At 69.9% G+C, this 18,387-nt stretch carries 14 protein-coding genes and 1 pseudogene; 6 read left to right on the top strand and 9 right to left on the bottom strand.

Features of this window, described 5'->3' with window-relative positions; translation table 11 throughout:
* Positions 1 to 204: 204 nt before the first annotated feature.
* From AB0950_RS01560 to AB0950_RS01545, 4 genes are read left to right on the top strand one after another with little or no spacing between them, the layout of a single operon-like run.
* Positions 205 to 1,473 carry a glycosyltransferase gene (locus AB0950_RS01560; RefSeq protein ID WP_366777557.1) on the top strand — a complete coding sequence of 423 codons (1,269 nt, stop codon included), beginning with the start codon at positions 205 to 207 and terminating at the stop codon, positions 1,471 to 1,473.
* Positions 1,470 to 3,116, top strand: coding sequence for a phospholipid carrier-dependent glycosyltransferase (locus AB0950_RS01555; RefSeq protein ID WP_366777556.1), 1,647 nt, complete (start codon positions 1,470 to 1,472; stop codon positions 3,114 to 3,116). The genes AB0950_RS01560 and AB0950_RS01555 overlap by 4 nt, the downstream gene beginning before the upstream one ends.
* Positions 3,113 to 4,282, top strand: coding sequence for a glycosyltransferase family 2 protein (locus AB0950_RS01550; protein WP_366777555.1), 1,170 nt, complete (start codon positions 3,113 to 3,115; stop codon positions 4,280 to 4,282). Before AB0950_RS01555 ends, AB0950_RS01550 begins: the two co-directional genes overlap by 4 nt.
* A complete protein-coding gene (locus AB0950_RS01545; RefSeq protein WP_366777554.1) occupies positions 4,279 to 6,678 on the top strand; it encodes a galactose oxidase early set domain-containing protein in 2,400 nt (799 codons plus the stop codon). The genes AB0950_RS01550 and AB0950_RS01545 overlap by 4 nt, the downstream gene beginning before the upstream one ends.
* On the opposite strand, the gene AB0950_RS01540 is transcribed toward AB0950_RS01545, so the two are convergent.
* The 7 genes and pseudogenes from AB0950_RS01540 to AB0950_RS01510 all read right to left on the bottom strand — a co-directional run bounded on the left by AB0950_RS01540 (position 6,665) and on the right by AB0950_RS01510 (position 12,440).
* A complete protein-coding gene (locus AB0950_RS01540; protein WP_366777553.1) occupies positions 6,665 to 7,009 on the bottom strand; it encodes a hypothetical protein in 345 nt (114 codons plus the stop codon). The genes AB0950_RS01545 and AB0950_RS01540 overlap by 14 nt on opposite strands.
* Before the next feature lie 47 nt (positions 7,010 to 7,056).
* On the bottom strand, positions 7,057 to 7,788 hold the full coding sequence (locus AB0950_RS01535; protein ID WP_360148918.1) for a Mut7-C RNAse domain-containing protein: 732 nt from the start codon (positions 7,786 to 7,788) through the stop codon (positions 7,057 to 7,059).
* A gap of 33 nt (positions 7,789 to 7,821) precedes the next feature.
* Entirely contained in the window at positions 7,822 to 8,463 is a 642-nt protein-coding gene (locus AB0950_RS01530; RefSeq protein ID WP_360149783.1) for a TetR family transcriptional regulator, read from the bottom strand.
* A gap of 114 nt (positions 8,464 to 8,577) precedes the next feature.
* A pseudogene (locus tag AB0950_RS01525) lies at positions 8,578 to 8,841 on the bottom strand (MFS transporter); the annotation flags it as partial.
* 96 nt (positions 8,842 to 8,937) lie between these two features.
* Positions 8,938 to 10,443 carry a glycosyltransferase family 39 protein gene (locus tag AB0950_RS01520; protein ID WP_366777552.1) on the bottom strand — a complete coding sequence of 502 codons (1,506 nt, stop codon included), beginning with the start codon at positions 10,441 to 10,443 and terminating at the stop codon, positions 8,938 to 8,940.
* A gap of 169 nt (positions 10,444 to 10,612) precedes the next feature.
* Complete coding sequence (locus AB0950_RS01515; RefSeq protein ID WP_366777551.1) at positions 10,613 to 11,875, bottom strand: hypothetical protein; 1,263 nt, start codon at positions 11,873 to 11,875, stop codon at positions 10,613 to 10,615.
* An 88-nt stretch (positions 11,876 to 11,963) separates the two neighbouring features.
* Entirely contained in the window at positions 11,964 to 12,440 is a 477-nt protein-coding gene (locus AB0950_RS01510; protein ID WP_360575560.1) for a GtrA family protein, read from the bottom strand.
* Between the two features lie 128 nt (positions 12,441 to 12,568).
* On the opposite strand from AB0950_RS01510, the gene AB0950_RS01505 reads away from it, so the two are divergent.
* Complete coding sequence (locus AB0950_RS01505; protein WP_366777550.1) at positions 12,569 to 13,627, top strand: glycosyltransferase family 2 protein; 1,059 nt, start codon at positions 12,569 to 12,571, stop codon at positions 13,625 to 13,627.
* Positions 13,628 to 13,804: 177 nt separating this feature from the next.
* On the opposite strand, the gene AB0950_RS01500 is transcribed toward AB0950_RS01505, so the two are convergent.
* Together AB0950_RS01500 and AB0950_RS01495 are read right to left on the bottom strand one after the other, a co-directional pair.
* On the bottom strand, positions 13,805 to 15,301 hold the full coding sequence (locus AB0950_RS01500) for a glycosyltransferase family 39 protein (protein ID WP_360148909.1): 1,497 nt from the start codon (positions 15,299 to 15,301) through the stop codon (positions 13,805 to 13,807).
* Positions 15,302 to 15,497: 196 nt separating this feature from the next.
* Positions 15,498 to 16,211, bottom strand: a complete 714-nt coding sequence (locus AB0950_RS01495; RefSeq protein WP_360159839.1) for a hemolysin III family protein — start codon at positions 16,209 to 16,211, stop codon at positions 15,498 to 15,500.
* Between the two features lie 308 nt (positions 16,212 to 16,519).
* Here AB0950_RS01495 and AB0950_RS01490 point away from each other — a divergent pair, with 308 nt between their 5' ends.
* Positions 16,520 to 18,340 (top strand): phosphoenolpyruvate carboxykinase (GTP), encoded by a 1,821-nt coding sequence (locus tag AB0950_RS01490; RefSeq protein ID WP_360159840.1) that lies wholly within the window; start codon positions 16,520 to 16,522, stop codon positions 18,338 to 18,340.
* Positions 18,341 to 18,387: the final 47 nt, after the last annotated feature.

Genomic DNA, 18,387 nt, shown 5'->3' with positions numbered 1-18,387 from the left:
GCCGGCCGGCGGGACGTCCGAACTGTTCGGAACTGGGCAGGTGTTCGGAAACGTCCCGCTACCGGCGGCACCGTTCCGAAACACGTTATTTATCGGAAGAGCTCCCGCACTTCACAGATCCCCCCTAGTCTCTCCACAGCGGGTTGACGGGTGATCACTCACCGTCGCCCGCACAGGGGGTAATCGGGGATCTGGGGGGATCTTTTGCTCACGTCTGTCTTCATCGCTGCCGTTTCACTGGCTCTGTTCTGGATGGCGGCGTTCACCCTGTGGTGGCAGATGCACGCGTGGCGTACGCCCGAGGTGCTGGCCTCCACCCGGTTCGGCCGACCGGACGGCGGTGAACACCTGTCGTTCTCCCTGCTGCTGCCGGCCCGGCACGAGCAGGCGGTGCTGGACCACACCATCCAGCGGCTGCTGGAATCCACGCACACCGACTTCGAGATCATCGTGATCGTCGGGCACGACGACCCCGAGACCACACAGGTGGCCGAGCGGGCCGCCGCACGGGACGCGCGCGTGCGCGTCGTCGTCGACACCCACGAGAAGAAGAACAAGCCCAAGGCCATGAACACGGCGCTGCCGCACTGCCGCGGCGACGTCGTCGGGGTCTTCGACGCCGAGGACCAGGTCCACCCCGAGCTGCTCGCCCACGTCGACCACGCCTTCCGCACCACGGAGGCGGACGTAGTCCAGGGCGGCGTGCAGCTCATCAACTTCCACTCCAGCTGGTACAGCCTGCGCAACTGCCTGGAGTACTTCTTCTGGTTCCGCTCCCGGCTGCACCTGCACGCGCAGAAGGGCTTCATCCCGCTCGGCGGCAACACCGTCTTCGTGCGGACCGGCGTCCTCAGGAAAGCGGGCGGCTGGGACCCGGACTGCCTCGCCGAGGACTGCGACCTCGGCGTCCGGCTCTCCAGCGCCGGCAAGAAGGTCGTCGTCGCCTACGACTCCGACATGGTCACCCGCGAGGAGACCCCCGGCAGCCTGATGTCCCTGCTCAAGCAGCGCACCCGCTGGAACCAGGGCTTCCTGCAGGTGTACCGGAAGAAGGACTGGAAGCAACTCCCGGGATTCGGTCAGCGGCTGCTGGCCCGGTACACCCTGATGACCCCGTTCATGCAGGCCTTCTCCGGGGTGATCATCCCGCTCAACGCGGCCGTCGCGCTCTTCCTCGACGTGCCCGTAGGGATCGCCTTCCTCACCTTCCTGCCGCTGGTCACCGCCGCCGTCACCGTCGTCTTCGAGGTGGTCGGACTGCACGACTTCGGCCGGCAGTACGGCCTGAGGGTCCGCCCGGTGCACTACGTGAAGCTCGTCGTCGGCGGCCCCTTCTACCAGGTCCTCCTCGCCGGCGCCGCCGTCCGTGCCGTCTGGCGCGAGCAACGCGGCCGTAACGACTGGGAGTTGACCACGCACGTCGGCGCGCACCTCACCGCGGCCGAGCCCATCCGAGAGGACGTCTTCGCGTGACCTCCACTCTTCCCGCGGTGACCGCAGCGAAGGTCCCCGCGCAGCATCCGCCTGCCCCGGAAGGCGGTTCGGCCGGCCGGACCGAGCCGCCGGTACGACTCCGCTTCTCCCGCCCCGACCTGCTGCTCTGCGGCGCCCTGCTCACGCTGATCCTGGCCGTACAGGGCTGGAACATCGCCGCCTACCCGACCCTCAGCGACGACGAGGGCACCTACCTCGCCCAGGCCTGGGCCGTCCAGCAGGGCCGGAGCCTGGCCCACTACACCTACTGGTACGACCACCCGCCGCTCGGCTGGATCCAGATAGCCCTGCTCGGCCGGCTCCCCGCGGCGCTCAGCCCCGGCTCGATGACCGTCGGCAGCATGCGGACGGTCATGCTCGGCATCACCGCCGTCAGCGCGGTCCTCGTCTACGTCCTCGCCCGCCGCCTTGCGCTGCCCCGCTGGGCCGCCGGGCTCGGCATGGCCCTGTTCGGGCTGTCCCCGCTGGCGGTCGTGCTCAGCCGGGAGATCTTCCTCGACAACATCGCCGTGATGTGGCTGCTGCTGGCGTTCTGCCTCGCCGCCTCGCCCAGCCGCCACCTCTGGCACCACTTCGGCGCCGGTGTCGCCGCCGCCACGGGCGTGCTCACCAAGGAGACGATGCTCGTCGTCCTGCCCGCCCTGTTCGTCACCATGTGGCGGCACGGCCACCGCGACACCCGCAAGTTCGCCCTCACCGGAGCCGTCACCGCCTGCGTCCTGATCGGCCTCTCCTACCCGCTGTTCGCCCTGCTGAAGGGCGAGTTGCTGCCCGGTCCCGGACACGTCTCCCTCTGGGACGGCATCACCTACCAGATGTCCCGGCCCGGCTCGGGATTCCTCCTCCACCCGGGCTCCGGCTCCTACGGCGTCCTGCACGCGTGGCTGTACTACGACCGCGTCCTGCCCCTCGGCGGCCTCGCCGCGGCCCTGCTCCTGCTGCTCATCCGGCGCTGGTCGGTCACCGCCCGCGCCCTCGCCGGACCCGCGCTGACCGTCGTGCTCCTCACCGCCGTCGCCCTGCGCCCGAACGGCTATCTGCCCGCCATGTACGTCATCGGCGCCCTGCCCTTCCTCGCCCTGGTCCTGGCCGGCGCCGCCGCCTCCGTCGCGCACGCGGTCATGACCAGGTGGCGCACGCAGAGCGAGAAGCGGTACCTCACCGCCGGCCGGTACGCGCTCGCCGCCGTGCTCGCCCTCGCCGCCGGCGCCTACGTCGTACCGCACTGGTACGACGGCGACCGCACCGCCGTCACCGCCGACGCCAACAAGCCCTACCGGCAGGCCGCCCACTGGCTCGGCACGAAGGTGGCCGACCCCGAGGGCACCCGCGTGCTCGTCGACGACGCCCTCTGGCTGGACCTCGTGCACGCCGGGTACCGGCCCGGACTCGGCGCCATCTGGTTCTACAAGGCCGACCTCGACCCGGCCGTCACCAAGACCCTGCCGCACGGCTGGCGGGACGTCGACTACGTCGTGGCCTCACCGACCGTCCGCCGCGACGCCAAGGACCTGCCCACCGTCCGGGCGGCGATCCTGCACTCCGCGCCGGTCGTCACCTTCGGCACCGGGCCCGACCGCATCGAGATCCGGCACATCCGGGCCGCGGGAGGCACGCGATGAGCGAGCACACCGCCCCCGTCCCCGGTCTCGACGCCGTACAGCTGCCCGAACCCGGCGCGGTCACCATCGTCGTACCGACCTTCAACGAGTCCGCGAACATACGGCAGTTGCTGCGCCGGATCGGCGCGTCGGTGCCCGCGCGGCTGCCCTGCGAGGTCCTCTTCGTGGACGACTCCACCGACGACACCCCCGAGGTGATCCGCGCGGCCGCCCAGGACTGCGCGTTCCCGGTGGCCGTCCTGCACCGGGAGGAGGCCGTCGGCGGGCTCGGCGGGGCCGTCGTCGAGGGGCTCAAGGCGGCCGGCTCCGAGTGGATCGTCGTCATGGACGGCGACTGCCAGCATCCGCCGTCCCTGGTACCGGAGCTGGTGGCCGCCGGGGAGCGGGCGCACGCCTCCCTGGTCGTCGCCTCCCGGTACCTCGCGGGCGGCAGCCGGGCCGGGCTCGCCGGCGGCTACCGGGTGGCCGTCTCGCGCGGCGCCACCTGGCTGGCCAAGGCCCTCTTCCCGCGCCGGCTGCGCGGCATCAGCGACCCCATGAGCGGCTTCTTCGCGATCCGGCGCAGCGCGGTCACGGCGGACGCGCTGAAGCCGCTCGGCTACAAGATCCTCCTCGAACTGGCCGTACGGAGCAGGCCCCGGCAGGTCGCCGAGGTGCCGTTCGTCTTCGAGGAGCGGTTCGCCGGCGAGTCCAAGTCCACCGCGCGCGAGGGCCTGCGCTTCCTGCGCCACCTGACGGGCCTGCGCACCGCCTCCCCGGCCGCCCGCATGGCCGGCTTCGGGCTGATCGGCGCCAGCGGGTTCGCGCCGAACCTCGTCGGGCTGTGGGCGCTGACCGCCGCAGGAGTCCACTACCTGCCCGCCGAGATCCTCGCCAACCAGCTCGGCGTCGCCTGGAACTTCCTGCTCATCGAGCACCTGCTGTTCCGCGACCGGCGCGCGCACCGCCGCTGGTGGGACCGGCTCGGCCGGTTCGCGCTGCTCGCCAACGCCGACCTGGTGCTGCGCATTCCGCTGATCGCCCTGCTCGTCGGCCGGTTCGGCATGGGCGCCCTGCCTGCCACCGCGCTCGCCCTGGTCCTGACGTTCGTCCTGCGCTTCGCCGGTACCGAGGCGCTGGTCTACCTCCCCCGCCGCCGGGGGAGCCGAGCAAGGAGAGCCGTGTGAGAGACAAGCACCGCAGACGGACCGCGCTGGCCGGGGTGGGCGCCCTGACCGCCGGACTGCTGCTGACCGCGCCCCAGCCCGCCGAGGCGGCCAACCTGATCAAGAACCCCGGCTTCGAGACCGCCGGGACGGACGGGATGCCGTACTGCTGGGAGAAGTCGGGCTGGGGTGACAACGCCTTCACCTTCCAGACCACCTCCGACGCGCACTCCGGGTCCGCGGCCATGAAGGTCACGCTGACCCGCCGCGCCGACGGCGACCGCAAGGCGATGATCACCGAGTCGGCGGACTGCGCGCCGGCGGTGAGCGTCGGCAAGCAGTACGACCTGGGGCTCTGGTACAAGACCACCACGCCCGACGCCAACATCACCCTGTTCCGGCACGACACCACCGCCGGCTGGCAGTACTGGACCGACCTGAAGACCCTGGACATCGCGTCGGCCTGGACGCAGGCCGGCGTCCGCACACCCGAGGTCCCGGCCGGCACCGACCGCATCACCTGGGGCGTCTCCGTCTACGGCACCGGCTCGGCGACCAGCGACGACTACACCATGGACCAGGTCCCCGACCCGCTCCCGCCGGCCCGGTGCACGGGCACGGCCGGCCAGTGCGCGAACGGCAGCTGGTCGGTCCTGCCCACCCAGAACCCGGTCCGCTCCATGCACTCGGTCGTGCTCAGCAACGGCAAGGTGCTGCTGATCGCCGGTTCCGGCAACAGCGAGGAGAACTTCGGCGCGGGCACGTTCACGAGCGCGGTGTACGACCCGGCGAACGGCACCTACAAGGTCGTCCCGACGCCGAAGGACATGTTCTGCGCCGGCCATGTCCAGCTCCAGGACGGCCGGGTGCTGGTCCTGAGCGGCAACAAGGCGTACCCGGTCGCGGGCGGGCACGGCTACGAGGGGTTCAAGGACTCGTACGTCTTCGACCCGAAGACCGAGACGTACACCAGGACCAACGACCTCAACGACGGCCACTGGTACCCGTCGGCGACCGAGCTGGGCAACGGTGACGTCATCACCTTCGGCGGGCTCCGGGAGGACTCCACCGGCTCGGTGACGGCCGAGAGGTTCAGTGACGCGCAGCACCAGTGGCTGCCGCTGTCGCAGGTCAACCAGACCTGGTCGTACTGGGGCCTGTACCCGGCGATGATCCTCATGCAGGACGGCCGCCTCTTCTACACCGGCAGCCACGTCTTCGGCAACAACATCCCCGGCACCGGCTCGGCGGTCTACGACTACGACGCCAACACGACCACCCAGATCCCGGGGCTGCAGAACAAGGACGAGCGCGACCAGTCGGCGTCCGTGCTGCTGCCCCCGGCGCAGGACCAGAAGGTGCTGACCATCGGCGGCGGCAACATCGACTCCAACCCGGACGCCAACCGCCTGACCGACCTGATCGACCTCAAGCAGCCCGACCCGTCGTACGCCGCCGGACCGCCGCTCCCGCAGGGCACGGTCGACCTCGGCAACGGGCCGCGGCCGGAGACCGGCAACCAGGGCAAGATGTACGTCTCCGCGGTCCTGCTGCCCGACGGCAAGGTGCTGGAGACCGGCGGCGCCCTGCACAACCGGGCCGACCCGGTGTACGAGTCCTCGCTCTACGACCCCGGCAGCAACACCTTCGACCCGGTGGCCGCCGACCCCGAGTCCCGCGGCTACCACTCCTCGGCGTTCCTGCTGCCCGACGGCCGCGTGATGGCGACCGGCGACAACCCCGGCAACGGCAGCTGGAACCACAACGTGTCGATCTACACCCCGCCGTACCTCTACCAGGGCACCCGCCCGACGATCACCTCCGTGATCGACCAGGAGTGGAAGTACGGCGACACCCAGCGGATCACCGTCGACCGCCCCATCGCCAGGGCCGAGCTGATCCGCCCGGCGGCGGTCACGCACTCGTCCGACCCGAACCAGCGCTTCGTGGACCTCCCGCTGTCGGTGGACGGCGGCAACGTCGACCTCAACGTCACCAACAACCCGAACATCGCCCCGCCCGGCTGGTACATGCTCTTCGCGGTCGACGCGAACGGCGTGCCCTCGGTCGCCAAGTGGGTCCACCTGACCGGCCCGTCGGCCCTGACCGCCGCCTCCCCGCACGTCCACGCCTTCGCCGACGCGCTGTCCGGCAAGGCCTCCGGGCCGGGCAGGAAGCGCTCGGCGCAGCAGGTCGGCCCCACCCTCTCCGGCTGCGACCGGCACTACGGCTCGGCCAACACGTGCGTGCCGACGGTGTTCCCGCCGGAGGTGAAGAAGACGGCGGCGGCCCGCTGCGCCTGGCTCCGGCAGAACGACTACGGCCGCCTGAAGGTGAACGGCTCCGGCGACCCCCTGGGCCTGGACCGCGACCGGGACGGGACCGCATGCGGGAAGGGGGACGTCAGGCGCCGCTGAGGATCATCGCCCCGAGCGTGAGCTGAGCGGCCCACTGCACGAACACGGCCCAGAGCCTGGCGTACGTCCACCGGGCTCTGGGCCACACCAGTGCCGCGAGACCGGCGAACAGCGCCAGCCAGAACGCGTCGTAGAGGGCGTAGCCGGGGATCGTCGAGCACTGCTCGCCGTACTCCAGGCACCTCGATCCGCGCTCACCGGAGAGCACGACGATCCAGCACAGGACGACGATCGGCAGGAGCGCGAGCAGCCCGGCGACGGCCCAGCCGGTGATGAACCGGTCCTTCTGGCGCTGGGTCGGCGTCACCTGCTGCGGAGTCGTGGTGTTCACGCCCCCATCCCACCGCGCCGTCCGGCCCCGCAGATCGGCTCCCGTACTCAGTCCCCCTGCGCGCGCATACTCAACGCCCGCTCCACGACCGCCTCCAGCTGTTCGTGGTGGGCGCCCTTCCAGTAGACGCGGCCGCAGTCGGTGCACTGGGCGAAGACGTCGTAGGTGCGCTGGGTGCCGTGCTCGAGCTGGTCGGCGACCTCGTCCTTCGTGGCGTCCTTCAGCAGGCCGTTGCAGGCGGTGCAGCGGGTCCAGGGGTGCAGGTCGGGGGCGAAGCGGTCGAGGACGTCGTGCAGTTGGTCGTCGGGGCGGGTGCTGTAGACGAAGGCGCCGGCGAAGAGTTCGCGGCGGCGCAGCAGGCCCCGGTCGCGGCTGAGCATCACGCGCTTCTGGGCCGCCGAGCGGGCGGCGAGCGCCGCGTCGCCGATGTCGGTCGACTCGTACGCGGTGTCCACGCCGAGCAGGCGCAGCCGGCGGGCGAGCGTGCCGAGGTGGACGTCGAGGAGGAAGCGCAGCGGGGCGCCGGGGACCCGCTGCGGGCGCTGGACGGGCCGCACGCTCACCGTCTCGCCGGCCCGCGGGATGTGCGACACCGGCACCTCGCGGCCGTCCACGACCAGCGCGCCGACCTCGGTCAGCGGGACGCCGAGGGACTCGATGACATGGCCGAGCGTGGAGACGCCGTCCGTGACCAGGGGCGTGGCGCCGGTGCGGCGGGCGGCCGGCACGAACAGGTGCAGCGCGGGCGCGACTTCGACGCGGATCTCGGGGCCGTTCATCCCGTCAGCATCGCACGCCGGACCGCCCCGGCCTCAGCGGTTTTCCCTGGGCAGGCCGCGCTCCAGGACGTCCAGGGCCCGGTTCACATGGTCGCGGAGGTCGCCCTGGAAGTCGTTCTCCGCCCAGTACATGGAGACCTCCATCAGGCCGCCGATGAGGGACATGGCGTAGACCCGCACCTCCAGGCTCTGCGGGTCCAGGCCGGTGCGCTCGCCGAGGACCTCGCGCAGCAGGGTCCCGGTCTGCGACATGCTCTCGAACATCCGGGAGCGGACGGCGGGGACCTGGACCCCGAGGTGCGTCCGCATCCGGACCACCTCGGGCTCCTCCGCGAGGCTCGCGTCGAGGGCGACGTGCATCACGTGCCGCAGCGAGTCGATCAACGGCTCGTCGGCGGGGCGGGCGCGCAGCTCCTCGACCATCAGCGGGTCGTACTCGTCCGTGAGGACGATGTCCTCCTTGGTCGGGAAGTAACGGAAGACGGTCGACGGCGACACCTCGGCCCGCTCGGCGATCTGCTCGACGGTCGTGGCGTCGTACCCCTGCTCCCGGATCAGGCCGTACGTCGCGGCGCGGATCGCCTCCCGTGTCTTGATCTTCTTGCGTTCCCGCAGGCTCAGCCGGGGCCGATCGGCGGGGGAGAGGGGGGAGCGTGCTGCCGTCATGGTGGTCATTGTCGGGCATCCTCCGGCACCGGGACCATGTCGGGTCCGCCGGCCTGCGCACTCCTGACCGGTGTCCCCTTCGGCAGGAAGGCCGCCGCCGGCGCCGGGGATTCCGTGGTCGCCGACCAGGTGCGCGGCGACCACGGAGTCCCCGGCGCTGCCGGCGGCCCGCGCGGGCAGCCCGGTGACGTCGAGCCGGTCGCGGAAGATCCCCGCCGGCAGACTGCCCAGCAGCGCGATGCCGATCGCGGCCCCGACCTGCCGCAGCGTCATCAGCAGCCCGGAGCCGCTGCCGGCCCGGTCCCGCGGCAGGGTGCCGAGGGCGCCGTCCATCGCGGGCACGACGGAGAAGCCGAAGCCGACGCCGGTGATCGTCAGCCACAGCGCGCGTCGGCCATCCACTGCTGCTGCCCGGTCGTCGCACCGAGCTGCGCGGCCATGCTCGGCAGCGCCAAGCAACTGACTGTCAACCGGTTCCTTCTGTCAGCGTTTGCCGTCGCGTACGAGCAGGGTGACGGTCATGCCCGTCACCGGTTGGCTCCAGGTCGTGGCGTAATGCGCCCGCAGAGCGCTGGCCTGCCCCTGGTTGATCGCAATCAGGGGGTCCTGGTCATTGCCCTGGGTCAGCAGCCAGATGCGCTGCTCGCCCTTGAGGCACTGGGCCGGGACGGGGCACTCGAGCGCGTACAGCTGGTTGATCGCCCGGGGAGTCCTCGTGAGGAAGACGTCGCGCATCTTCAGGTCGCGGGGCAGGTAGTACTGGACTCCGCCGTCGAGCTTCCAGGTGTTGTCGCGGTCGTAGACCACCGCGTCGCCGGGCGCGTGGAAGTTCCTGATCACATCTGCCGCGGCGGCGTAGTCGAGCGGGACGGGCGCGTCGTGCTCGAACGGCTGCCGCATGCGCTTCTGGTCGGACAGGGTGAGGACGGCCAGCGCCACGAGGAGGGCCGTGGCGGCCTTCCAGGAGCGGCAGGCCGCGGCGAGGCCGGCACCGCCGAGAAGGGCCCAGGCCGGCAGCGTGAAGAGCAGGTAGACGTTGCGGAAGTAGGAGACGCTGCCATGAGAGCTCAGCCAGACGAGGACCGAGGGCAGCAGGGCCCAGACGGCGCACCCGAGCAGCGGGGCCTTGCGCGGCGAGCGGGCGAGGACGGCAAGGGCGATCAGCGCACCCGCGCCCAGCGCGGAGGCGAAGACGTCCTGCCAGATGGAGATGAGCGCCCAGCCGTCGGGCTCGGGCACCCAGTACAGCTGGCGCTGGACCTGGGACCGGCCGAGCAGGACGACCGGGGCGACGCAGGCGGCGACGGGCAGCAGGGCGACGGCGGCTCTCCACCACAGTGAGCGGTCGTGTCGCGCGCGGGCGCCGAGCAGCAAGAAGTGGGCGCATACGACCGACAGCGCGATCAGATGAAGGAGCCCCACGCCGGTCAGCGCAAGCGCATAGGAGGCCCATCGCCAAGGGCTGCGCGGCTTGTCGAGGGCCCGGAGCAGCAGCAGTGTCGCCAGCGTGACGGCGAGCACGACACAGGCGTAGCTGCGCGCCTCCTGTCCGTAGCGGCTCACCGCGGGCAGCAGCGAGAAAAGAATTCCGGCGGCAATTCCGGCGCGGCTGCCGAAGAGCCGGTTACCGATGAGCGTGACGGCCGATGCGGCTCCGGCCATGGCGAAAAGAGAGGGGAGCCGCATGGAGACGACGGAGTCCCCGAAGAGTCCGACCCATGCGTGCATCAGCAGGTAATACGTTCCATGGACGGCGTCCACATTCTGAAGAGTGGCAAGAATCTGCCCCGTACTGCGATTCACCATGTCCCAGGTGACCAGCTCGTCGCGGCCCAGCAGGGAGTCGGTCAGGCCGTAACCGGTCAGTCCGGCCGTCAGCGCGAACGGCAACAGCCACAGCCACGGGCCTGCCAGGAGATTGCGGGGTTCTGCTGCTTGTGCCGTCCGGGTCTCTTCGCGTGGTGCGGGAAGCGGCGCGGTGAATACCATCAAAATCTCCTGAGCCCTGCGACGGGAACTGCTCCCTTGTACATGTGGGTATACACGCGGGCCGGACAATCGCCATGGCAGGCGGAACGACCGATCACCTGAATGGGCGGAAAAGAAAAGGCCCATGCAAATGGGCCTGTTTCCATGTGATCGCCGAACCGGCAATGTCCTACGGGGCGCCGAGCTCGAAGATCGCAAATCCGGCGAACCAGCCCGAGGCGAGAGCGCAGGTGCCGAGGGCGACCGTCAAGGCAGGTCGGCTGAGCCGGCTCAGCGCGATGGCCAGCGGGATGAACAACGGGAAGGCGGGCAGCAGATAGCGCGGGACGTTGGAGAAGACCTGTTGACTGCCCAGCACGGTGACGATGGTGAGCAGCGTGTGGACCATGAGCACGGCAGGTGGGCGCAGGCGCACCAACAGGACGATCAGGATCGGCAGCGCCAGAAGGAACAGCGCGGCCAGCAGATCGGCGACGGGCGAGGCGAACAGATGGTCGTTGCGACCGAGCAGGATGCTTCGCAGCGCGGTGACAGTGAACCGGCCCCCGTCGAAGAAATGCAGCCAGGCCCCGCGTTGGAGTTTGAAATAGCCACCCCAGTCGCCCATCCGCCACCCCACCCAGCCGACATACCCGAGCAGCCCGAGCGGTGCCAGCGTCATCGCGATGAGAGGACGCGTGATTCCGTCCGTGCGCCGGAAGAGTGCGACGAGCGCGGCGACGACCACCGCTGCGATCAGGGTCGCCGACGTCGGCCGGTTGAGCCCGGCGATCAGGGTGAACAGTCCGGCAGGGATCCATTGCCTGGTCATCAGGGCGTAACACGTCCACGCGGCGAGCGCTACGAAGGTGGAGTCGGAATAGACCGCCCACTCCACGCCGGATCCGGGGACGACCGCCCAGAGGCCGGCCGCGATCACACCGGCACGGACTCCGCCGAGCCGCTCCGCGACGGCGAAGATGCCGGCCGCGGCGAGGAGTGAAGCGGCCACCGAGACCAGCATCCCGGCGCCGTACAGGCCGAGGCCGGTGCAGTCGGAGACCATGCGCAGCAGGCTCGGATAGAGCGGGAAGAACGCGGCCGAATTCTCCTGGACCGTGTACCAGGGGGAATCGGTGATCGGTACCAGCTGCGGGTGGTACCCGACGTCTGCGATCTGTTGGTACCACCAGCCGTCCCAGGAAGCTAGTACGTCCCACGGGTGGGTTCCGCCGCCCAGGCGCGGAGGCTTCGTGAGGTAGGAGCCGGAGTAGTCGACCAGCTTCATGAAAACCGCGAAGCCGATCAGTTTCAGTACGGCGTAGCACCCGACTGCGACTCCGTAGCGCCGCACCAGTCCGCGTGCCCGCTCTCGCAGGGCGACCGGTCCGGCCGGGGGCGTGCTGTCGCGTTGCCCGGACTCGGTTGGGACGAGGGTCGGCATCGCGCTCATAGGTCGGACTCACCCCGCCGTCGTGGAAGATCGTCCCAGAACCTATCCAGCGGTGCTGGTCAGGGTGTGCAGACACGCCATGCCTGTGTCACGGCTTTCTGAACACCCAGAGCCGCAGCAGCAGGAAACGAAGTACGGTGGCGGCGGCATTGGCGACGATCAGCGCGCCGATCTCGACCAGGTGCGGAGTGTCCGGCAGGGTCTGGTGCACCACGGTGAGCGCACCGCTGCTCAGCGCGAGACCACAGAAGAAGACGACCAGACCTTGGAGTTGATGCCGGGCGGCTCCGTCTGTGCCCTGTACCCGGAAGGTGAACCGACGGTTGGCGGCTGTGTTCGCCATGGCGGTGAGCAACAGTGCCGCAAGGTTGGCCGGCTGGGCGTCGAGCACCGGCCGGAGTGCGGCGTACAGGCCCAGGTAGGCGGCGGTGGAGATGAGACCGATGATCGCGAAAACCGGCAGCAGCCGGGTGACACCGGCCTCGGCGGCGCCGACGGGAATGTCGGCCTGCGGTGCCCCAGCGGACGCAGTGACGTCCGATAGAGGCTCGGTGAGATCTGGCATCGGTTACGGCACCCGGGGTTCGAGGACGTGTGTCTGGACGTACTGGGGATGCCAGCACTCTACGGTATAAGGGCAAATCGGACGTTTTGCCGTGTCTGTCCAGTCCACACACGAACCGGGATCTCCGAATGATTGATATGCACCACGACCCGGCTGACCGGATCGAGTCATCGGTTGAGTTGTCGGTCGTGATCCCGATGTTCAACGAGGAAGAGGCATTGCCGGCGCTGGTGGAACGGCTGCGCCCGGTACTGGACGCCACAGGCGAGGCTTACGAGGTTGTCGCCGTGGACGACGGCTCCACGGACGGGACAGTCGAGCAGTTGATGGCTCTACGGGTCACCTGGCCGCAACTGAGGGTGGTACGGCTGCGACGCAACAGCGGGCACCAGGCCGCGCTGACCGCCGGCCTGCACCGTGCGCGTGGCCACTACGCCGCGAGCCTCGACGCCGACCTCCAGGACCCCCCTGAGAAGATCCCCGAGATGCTCGCCCTGGCCCGCTCCCAGCACCTGGACATCGTCTACGGCGTACGGGCCGACCGCTCCACCGACACCGGCTTCAAACGCCGCACCGCGGGCGCCTACTACTGGCTCATGCGCCGCGTAGTCGGCAACCACGTCCCGGCTCAGGCCGGAGACTTCCGCCTCCTGTCGCGAGGTGCCCTCGACGCCCTGAAGGCCTTGCCTGACCAGCCGCAGGTCTACCGGCTCCTGGTTCCCTGGCTCGGCTTCCCCAGCGGAGAGGTCACCTACCACCGGAGTCAACGCGTCGCCGGGCACACCAAGTACCCCCTGCGCAAAATGGTCCTGCTGGCCATCGACAGCGTCATCGGCTTCTCCGTCGCCCCGCTGCGGCTTGCCACCTGGCTCGGCACCCTTGCCTTCTTCGTCTGCCTCGGAGTGTTCCTGTACACCTTGACCGTGTACGCGGCGGGCGACACCGCCCCCGGCTGGACCTCGCTGATCATCGCCGTTCTCTTCATCGGTGCCGTCCAGCTCATCTGTCTGGGCTTGCTCGGTGAATACATCGGCCGCATCTACAGCGCCGTCCGGCAACGCCCCACCTACTACGTCGCGCACGACACCGGCGCGGTGCACGTCCCCACGACGGACATCGCCTGGCCGGCCCCGCGACACGGAGAAGGAAACCGCAACGATTCACTCGGCAGCCCGAGCCTCCCGTGACGCTCGGCACTTCGGTCGGCTTTCCGGATGTGCCTGGACAACGGCTGGACGGCGAAGAGCGCAGCGGGTGTGCAGCAGTCGGGGGACGGTCTCCCAGGACCGTCCCCCGGGGTGTGCCCGCGTCGCAGGGAATGGCCGCGCCGCGAGGTGTGCGCAGCCCTTCGGCACACGCGCCTGCTACGAGGCGCGCACCAGCAGAGCCACGGTGAGACCGCTGGGACGCTCCGCCCCGTACGGCCTGTAGTGGGCGCGCAGCGCTGCGGCCTGGTCCGCAGGCAGCCCGTTCAGCGGGTCGGTCTCGTTCCCGCTCACCACGAGCCAGATCCGCTTCTCGCCGCGCAGGCACGCGGAGGGTACCGGGCACTGAAGGGCCGCCAGGTCATCGCGGTCCACAGGTGATTCGGCGAGGAAGACGTCGCGCAGCCTCAGATCCCGGGGAAGGTAGTACGCGACGCCGAGGGAGAGGGCCTCCTCCTGCGTCCTGTTGTAGACGATCGCATCGCCGGGGACGTAGTACTTCTCGATGGTGTGTGCGGCCGCCGCGAAATCCGGGCCGCCCGCCCAGTAATGGCCAAAGGGCTCCCGCAAGGACTGCTGGTCGGGTGCCGTGACCACAGCGAGGGCCGCGAGGGCCGATACGAGCGCCGGCCGCGACCGGGCCACGGCAGCGAGTCCCGCCCCGGCGAGCACCGCGAACGCCGGCAGGGTGAAGAGCATGTACCGGAAGTAGAAGTACGAGATGTGCCCGTGGGAGAGCGCCCAGATCAGCAGGACGGGCGCCACGGCGGACACGGCGCAGAAGACGACGGCCTCCCGGCGCTCCCGGCACGCCACCATGGCCAGCAGCATCACCATCCCCGCGCACAGGCCGGAGTAGAACAGCTGAGACCAGATGTCGAGCAGACCCCATGCCTCCGGCTTGGCGATCCACCAGATCTGCCGGGCGGTCTGCGTCCTGCCCAGCACCACCACCGGGCACACGCAGGCGGCACCGGCCAGGACCGCGAGGCAGAAGCCGAGCCACACCCGGCGCTCGCGCCGCCCTCGCATGACCACGAGTGCCAGATGCCCGGTCAGGCAGGTCAGCGCGATCAGGTGGGACAGTCCCACGGCCACCAGGCCGAGTGCGTACGCGGCCCACCGCCACGGGCTGCCCGGGCGGTCCAGGGCCCGGAGCAGCAGCAGTGCGGCAAGGGATACGGTCAGCATCACCAGGCCATAGGGACGCGCCTCGTGAGCGAACCGGCTCACGCCGGGAATCAGGGCGAACAACAGGCCGCCGGCCACTCCCGCACGGCGTCCGAACAGCCGCCGACCGATCAGCGCCACACAGGCCGCCGCCCCGGCCATGGCCAGGGCCGAGGGCAGGCGCAGAGCGGTGGCCGAGTCACCGAAGAGCGTCCTCCAGAAGTGCAGGATCAGGTAGTACGTGCCCAGGACCGCGTCGACGTGCTGCACCGTGGCCAGCACCTGCCCGACAGTCCGCCCGGACACGTCCCAGCTGGTCAGCTCGTCGCGTCCCATCAGTGGCCGGCCGATGCGGTAGGTGCCGACGATCAGTGTGATCATCGACGGCCACAGCCACAGGCCGGCCGGTGTGACCCAGTGGTGGGTTCCCTTTTCCGGGTCGGGAGCGTCGCTGGTGTCCTGGTCTGGAGGGGCGAGAAGCGTCATGCGGACAGCCATAGCGGCGCGGCGGAACAGGCCGCGGCCACGACCCGCTGCCGCGCTCCGCTTTCCCCTGTTCGGACGAGTGGCGGCCGGGGCCCTCGTCCGGGTGCAGCCGCATGCGAAAGGCCGCGGCGTCGACGCCGCGGCCTTTCGCATGCGGCGTCGACGCCGCGGCCCGGGGAGAAAGTGCAGGTCGGAGCTACGCGTGCTGGTACGCCACCAGTGAGATGCCGACGTAGTGCACCACGAACGCGGCCAGGGTGAGGGAGTGGAAGACCTCGTGGAAGCCGAACCAGCGCGGTGACGGGTTCGGGCGCTTGATGCCGTAGACCACGCCGCCGGCGCTGTAGAGCAGGCCGCCGGTGACCACCAGGACCAGGACGGCGATGCCGCCGGTGCGCAGGAAGTCGGGCAGGAAGAAGACGGCCGCCCAGCCCATCGCGATGTAGCAGGGCGTGTACAGCCAGCGCGGGGCGCCGACCCAGAAGACGCGGAAGACTATGCCGGCCGCCGCCGCGGCCCAGATCCCCCACAGCAGCCACTGCCCCTTGGCGCCGGGCAGGAGCAGGATCGTCAACGGTGTGTAGGTGCCGGCGATGATCAGGAAGATGTTGGCGTGGTCGAGGCGGCGCAGGACGCCGTCCATCCGCGGGCTCCAGTTGCCCCGGTGGTACAGCGCGCTGACGCCGAACAGCAGACAGGCCGTGAGGACGTAGATCCCGCAGGCTATGCGGCCTCTGGTGGAGTCCGCGAGCGCGGTGAGCACGAGGCCCGCGATGAGTACGGCCGGGAACATGCCGAGATGCAGCCAGCCGCGCAGCCTGGGCTTGACCGGATGCGGCAGGGAGAGCGCCACGGGACCACGGCCGTCGGCCGGCGTCTCCGTGGGCGCGTCGGGGGCGGACGCAGTCATGCGGGGCATGGTACCTACGCCACCGTAAGTCGTGGGTGAACGCGGGACTTGGTCGATCGAACGCAAAAAGACCTTCAGGTGACACAAACCTGGACGTAAAGGGAACGCAAACAGGCCTGGAAACCGTGGCCTTCCTCACTTCGCTCACCTGTGACCTCCCCTGGACATATGGGCACTCTGGGCGGATGATCAAATGAGTGCGGTCGGCACCGGATGAGCACACCCGTGAAGCGTCCGGGTCGCAGCCCCCACGGGGCACAAGGACAAAATCCCTCACCAGGGCATAAATCCCTCACTTAGGAGCAACCGTGGCGCGCGACAACTCGGCTTCCAGCGTTCCCACCCACCACCAGGAACTGATCTCCTGGGTCGACGAGATCGCCGAACTGACGCAGCCGGACAGGGTCGTCTGGTGCGACGGGTCGGAGGCGGAGTACGACCGACTCTGCGAAGAGCTCGTCGCCAAGGGCACCTTCAAGAAGCTCGACCCGATCAAGCGCCCCAACTCCTACTACGCGGCCTCCGACCCGACCGACGTCGCACGCGTCGAGGACCGCACCTTCATCTGCTCCGAGAAGGAGGAGGACGCCGGCCCGACCAACAACTGGAAGGCCCCCGCCGAGATGCGGGAGATCTTCACCGGCGAGAAAGGCCTGTTCCGCGGCTCCATGCGGGGCCGCACCATGTACGTCGTCCCGTTCTGCATGGGCCCGCTCGGCTCCCCGCTGTCCGCGATCGGCGTGGAGATCACCGACTCCGCGTACGTCGCCGTCTCCATGCGCACGATGACGCGCATGGGTCAGGCCGTCCTGGACGAGCTGGGCGACGAGGGCTTCTTCGTGAAGGCCGTGCACACCCTCGGCGCCCCGCTGGAGGAGGGCGAGGAGGACGTTCCGTGGCCGTGCAACTCCACCAAGTACATCTCGCACTTCCCCGAGGACCGCGAGATCTGGTCGTACGGCTCCGGCTACGGCGGCAACGCCCTGCTCGGCAAGAAGTGCTACGCGCTGCGTATCGCCTCGGTCATGGCGCGTGACGAGGGCTGGCTCGCCGAGCACATGCTGATCCTCAAGCTCACCCCGCCGCAGGGCGAGTCCAAGTACGTCGCCGCCGCCTTCCCGAGCGCCTGCGGCAAGACCAACCTCGCCATGCTGGAGCCCACGATCTCCGGCTGGACCGTGGAGACCATCGGCGACGACATCGCCTGGATGCGCTTCGGCGAGGACGGCCGCCTGTACGCGATCAACCCCGAGGCCGGCTTCTTCGGCGTCGCCCCCGGCACCGGCGAGCACACCAACGCCAACGCGATGAAGACCCTGTGGGGCAACGCGGTCTTCACCAACGTCGCACTCACCGACGACGGCGACGTGTGGTGGGAGGGCATGACCGAGGAGCCCCCGGCGCACGTCACGGACTGGAAGGGCAACGACTGGACGCCCGCGTCCGAGACCCCGGCCGCCCACCCCAACGCCCGCTTCACCGTGCCGGCCTCGCAGTGCCCGATCATCGCGCCCGAGTGGGAGGACCCCAAGGGCGTGCCGATCTCCGCGATCCTCTTCGGCGGCCGCCGCGCCAGCGCCGTACCGCTGGTGACCGAGTCCTTCGACTGGAACCACGGCGTCTTCCTCGGCGCCAACGTGGCCTCCGAGAAGACCGCCGCCGCCGAGGGCAAGGTCGGCGAACTGCGCCGCGACCCGTTCGCGATGCTGCCGTTCTGCGGCTACAACATGGGCGACTACATGGGCCACTGGGTCGACGTGGCCAAGGACAAGGACCAGGCCAAGCTGCCGAAGATCTACTACGTCAACTGGTTCCGCAAGGACGACGACGGCAAGTTCGTCTGGCCCGGCTTCGGCGAGAACTCCCGCGTCCTGAAGTGGATCGTGGAGCGCCTGGAGGGCAAGGCAGAGGGCGTCGAGACCCCGATCGGCGTGCTGCCGGCCAAGGGCGCGCTGGACACCGACGGCCTCGAACTCTCCGCGTCCGACCTGGACTTCCTGCTCACGGTCGACAAGGAGGTCTGGCGCGAGGAGGCCGCCCTGATCCCCGAGCACCTCAACACCTTCGGCGACCACACCCCGAAGGAGCTGTGGGACCAGTACCACGCGCTGGTGGAGCGCCTGGGCTGAGCCCGAATCTCCGGTGGGGCGCCTGGGCTGAGGCCCGCGCCTGGAAC

The sequence above is a fragment of the Streptomyces sp. NPDC007189 genome, assembly GCF_040703635.1.
Taxonomy (GTDB): Bacteria; Actinomycetota; Actinomycetes; order Streptomycetales; family Streptomycetaceae; genus Streptomyces.
The sequence above is the reverse complement of the archived record's forward strand: the minus strand, read 5'-3'. Positions and strand labels throughout refer to the sequence as shown.

Coding starts and splice junctions, on each gene's coding strand:
- AB0950_RS01530 (WP_360149783.1), bottom strand. CDS start 8,463: ATGACCACCATGACGGCAGCACGCTCCCCCCTCTCCCCCGCCGATCGG.
- AB0950_RS01515 (WP_366777551.1), bottom strand. CDS start 11,875: ATGAGCGCGATGCCGACCCTCGTCCCAACCGAGTCCGGGCAACGCGAC.
- AB0950_RS01505 (WP_366777550.1), top strand. CDS start 12,569: ATGATTGATATGCACCACGACCCGGCTGACCGGATCGAGTCATCGGTT.
- AB0950_RS01495 (WP_360159839.1), bottom strand. CDS start 16,211: ATGACTGCGTCCGCCCCCGACGCGCCCACGGAGACGCCGGCCGACGGC.
- AB0950_RS01510 (WP_360575560.1), bottom strand. CDS start 12,440: ATGCCAGATCTCACCGAGCCTCTATCGGACGTCACTGCGTCCGCTGGG.
- AB0950_RS01535 (WP_360148918.1), bottom strand. CDS start 7,788: ATGAACGGCCCCGAGATCCGCGTCGAAGTCGCGCCCGCGCTGCACCTG.
- AB0950_RS01500 (WP_360148909.1), bottom strand. CDS start 15,301: ATGACGCTTCTCGCCCCTCCAGACCAGGACACCAGCGACGCTCCCGAC.
- AB0950_RS01550 (WP_366777555.1), top strand. CDS start 3,113: ATGAGCGAGCACACCGCCCCCGTCCCCGGTCTCGACGCCGTACAGCTG.
- AB0950_RS01520 (WP_366777552.1), bottom strand. CDS start 10,443: ATGGTATTCACCGCGCCGCTTCCCGCACCACGCGAAGAGACCCGGACG.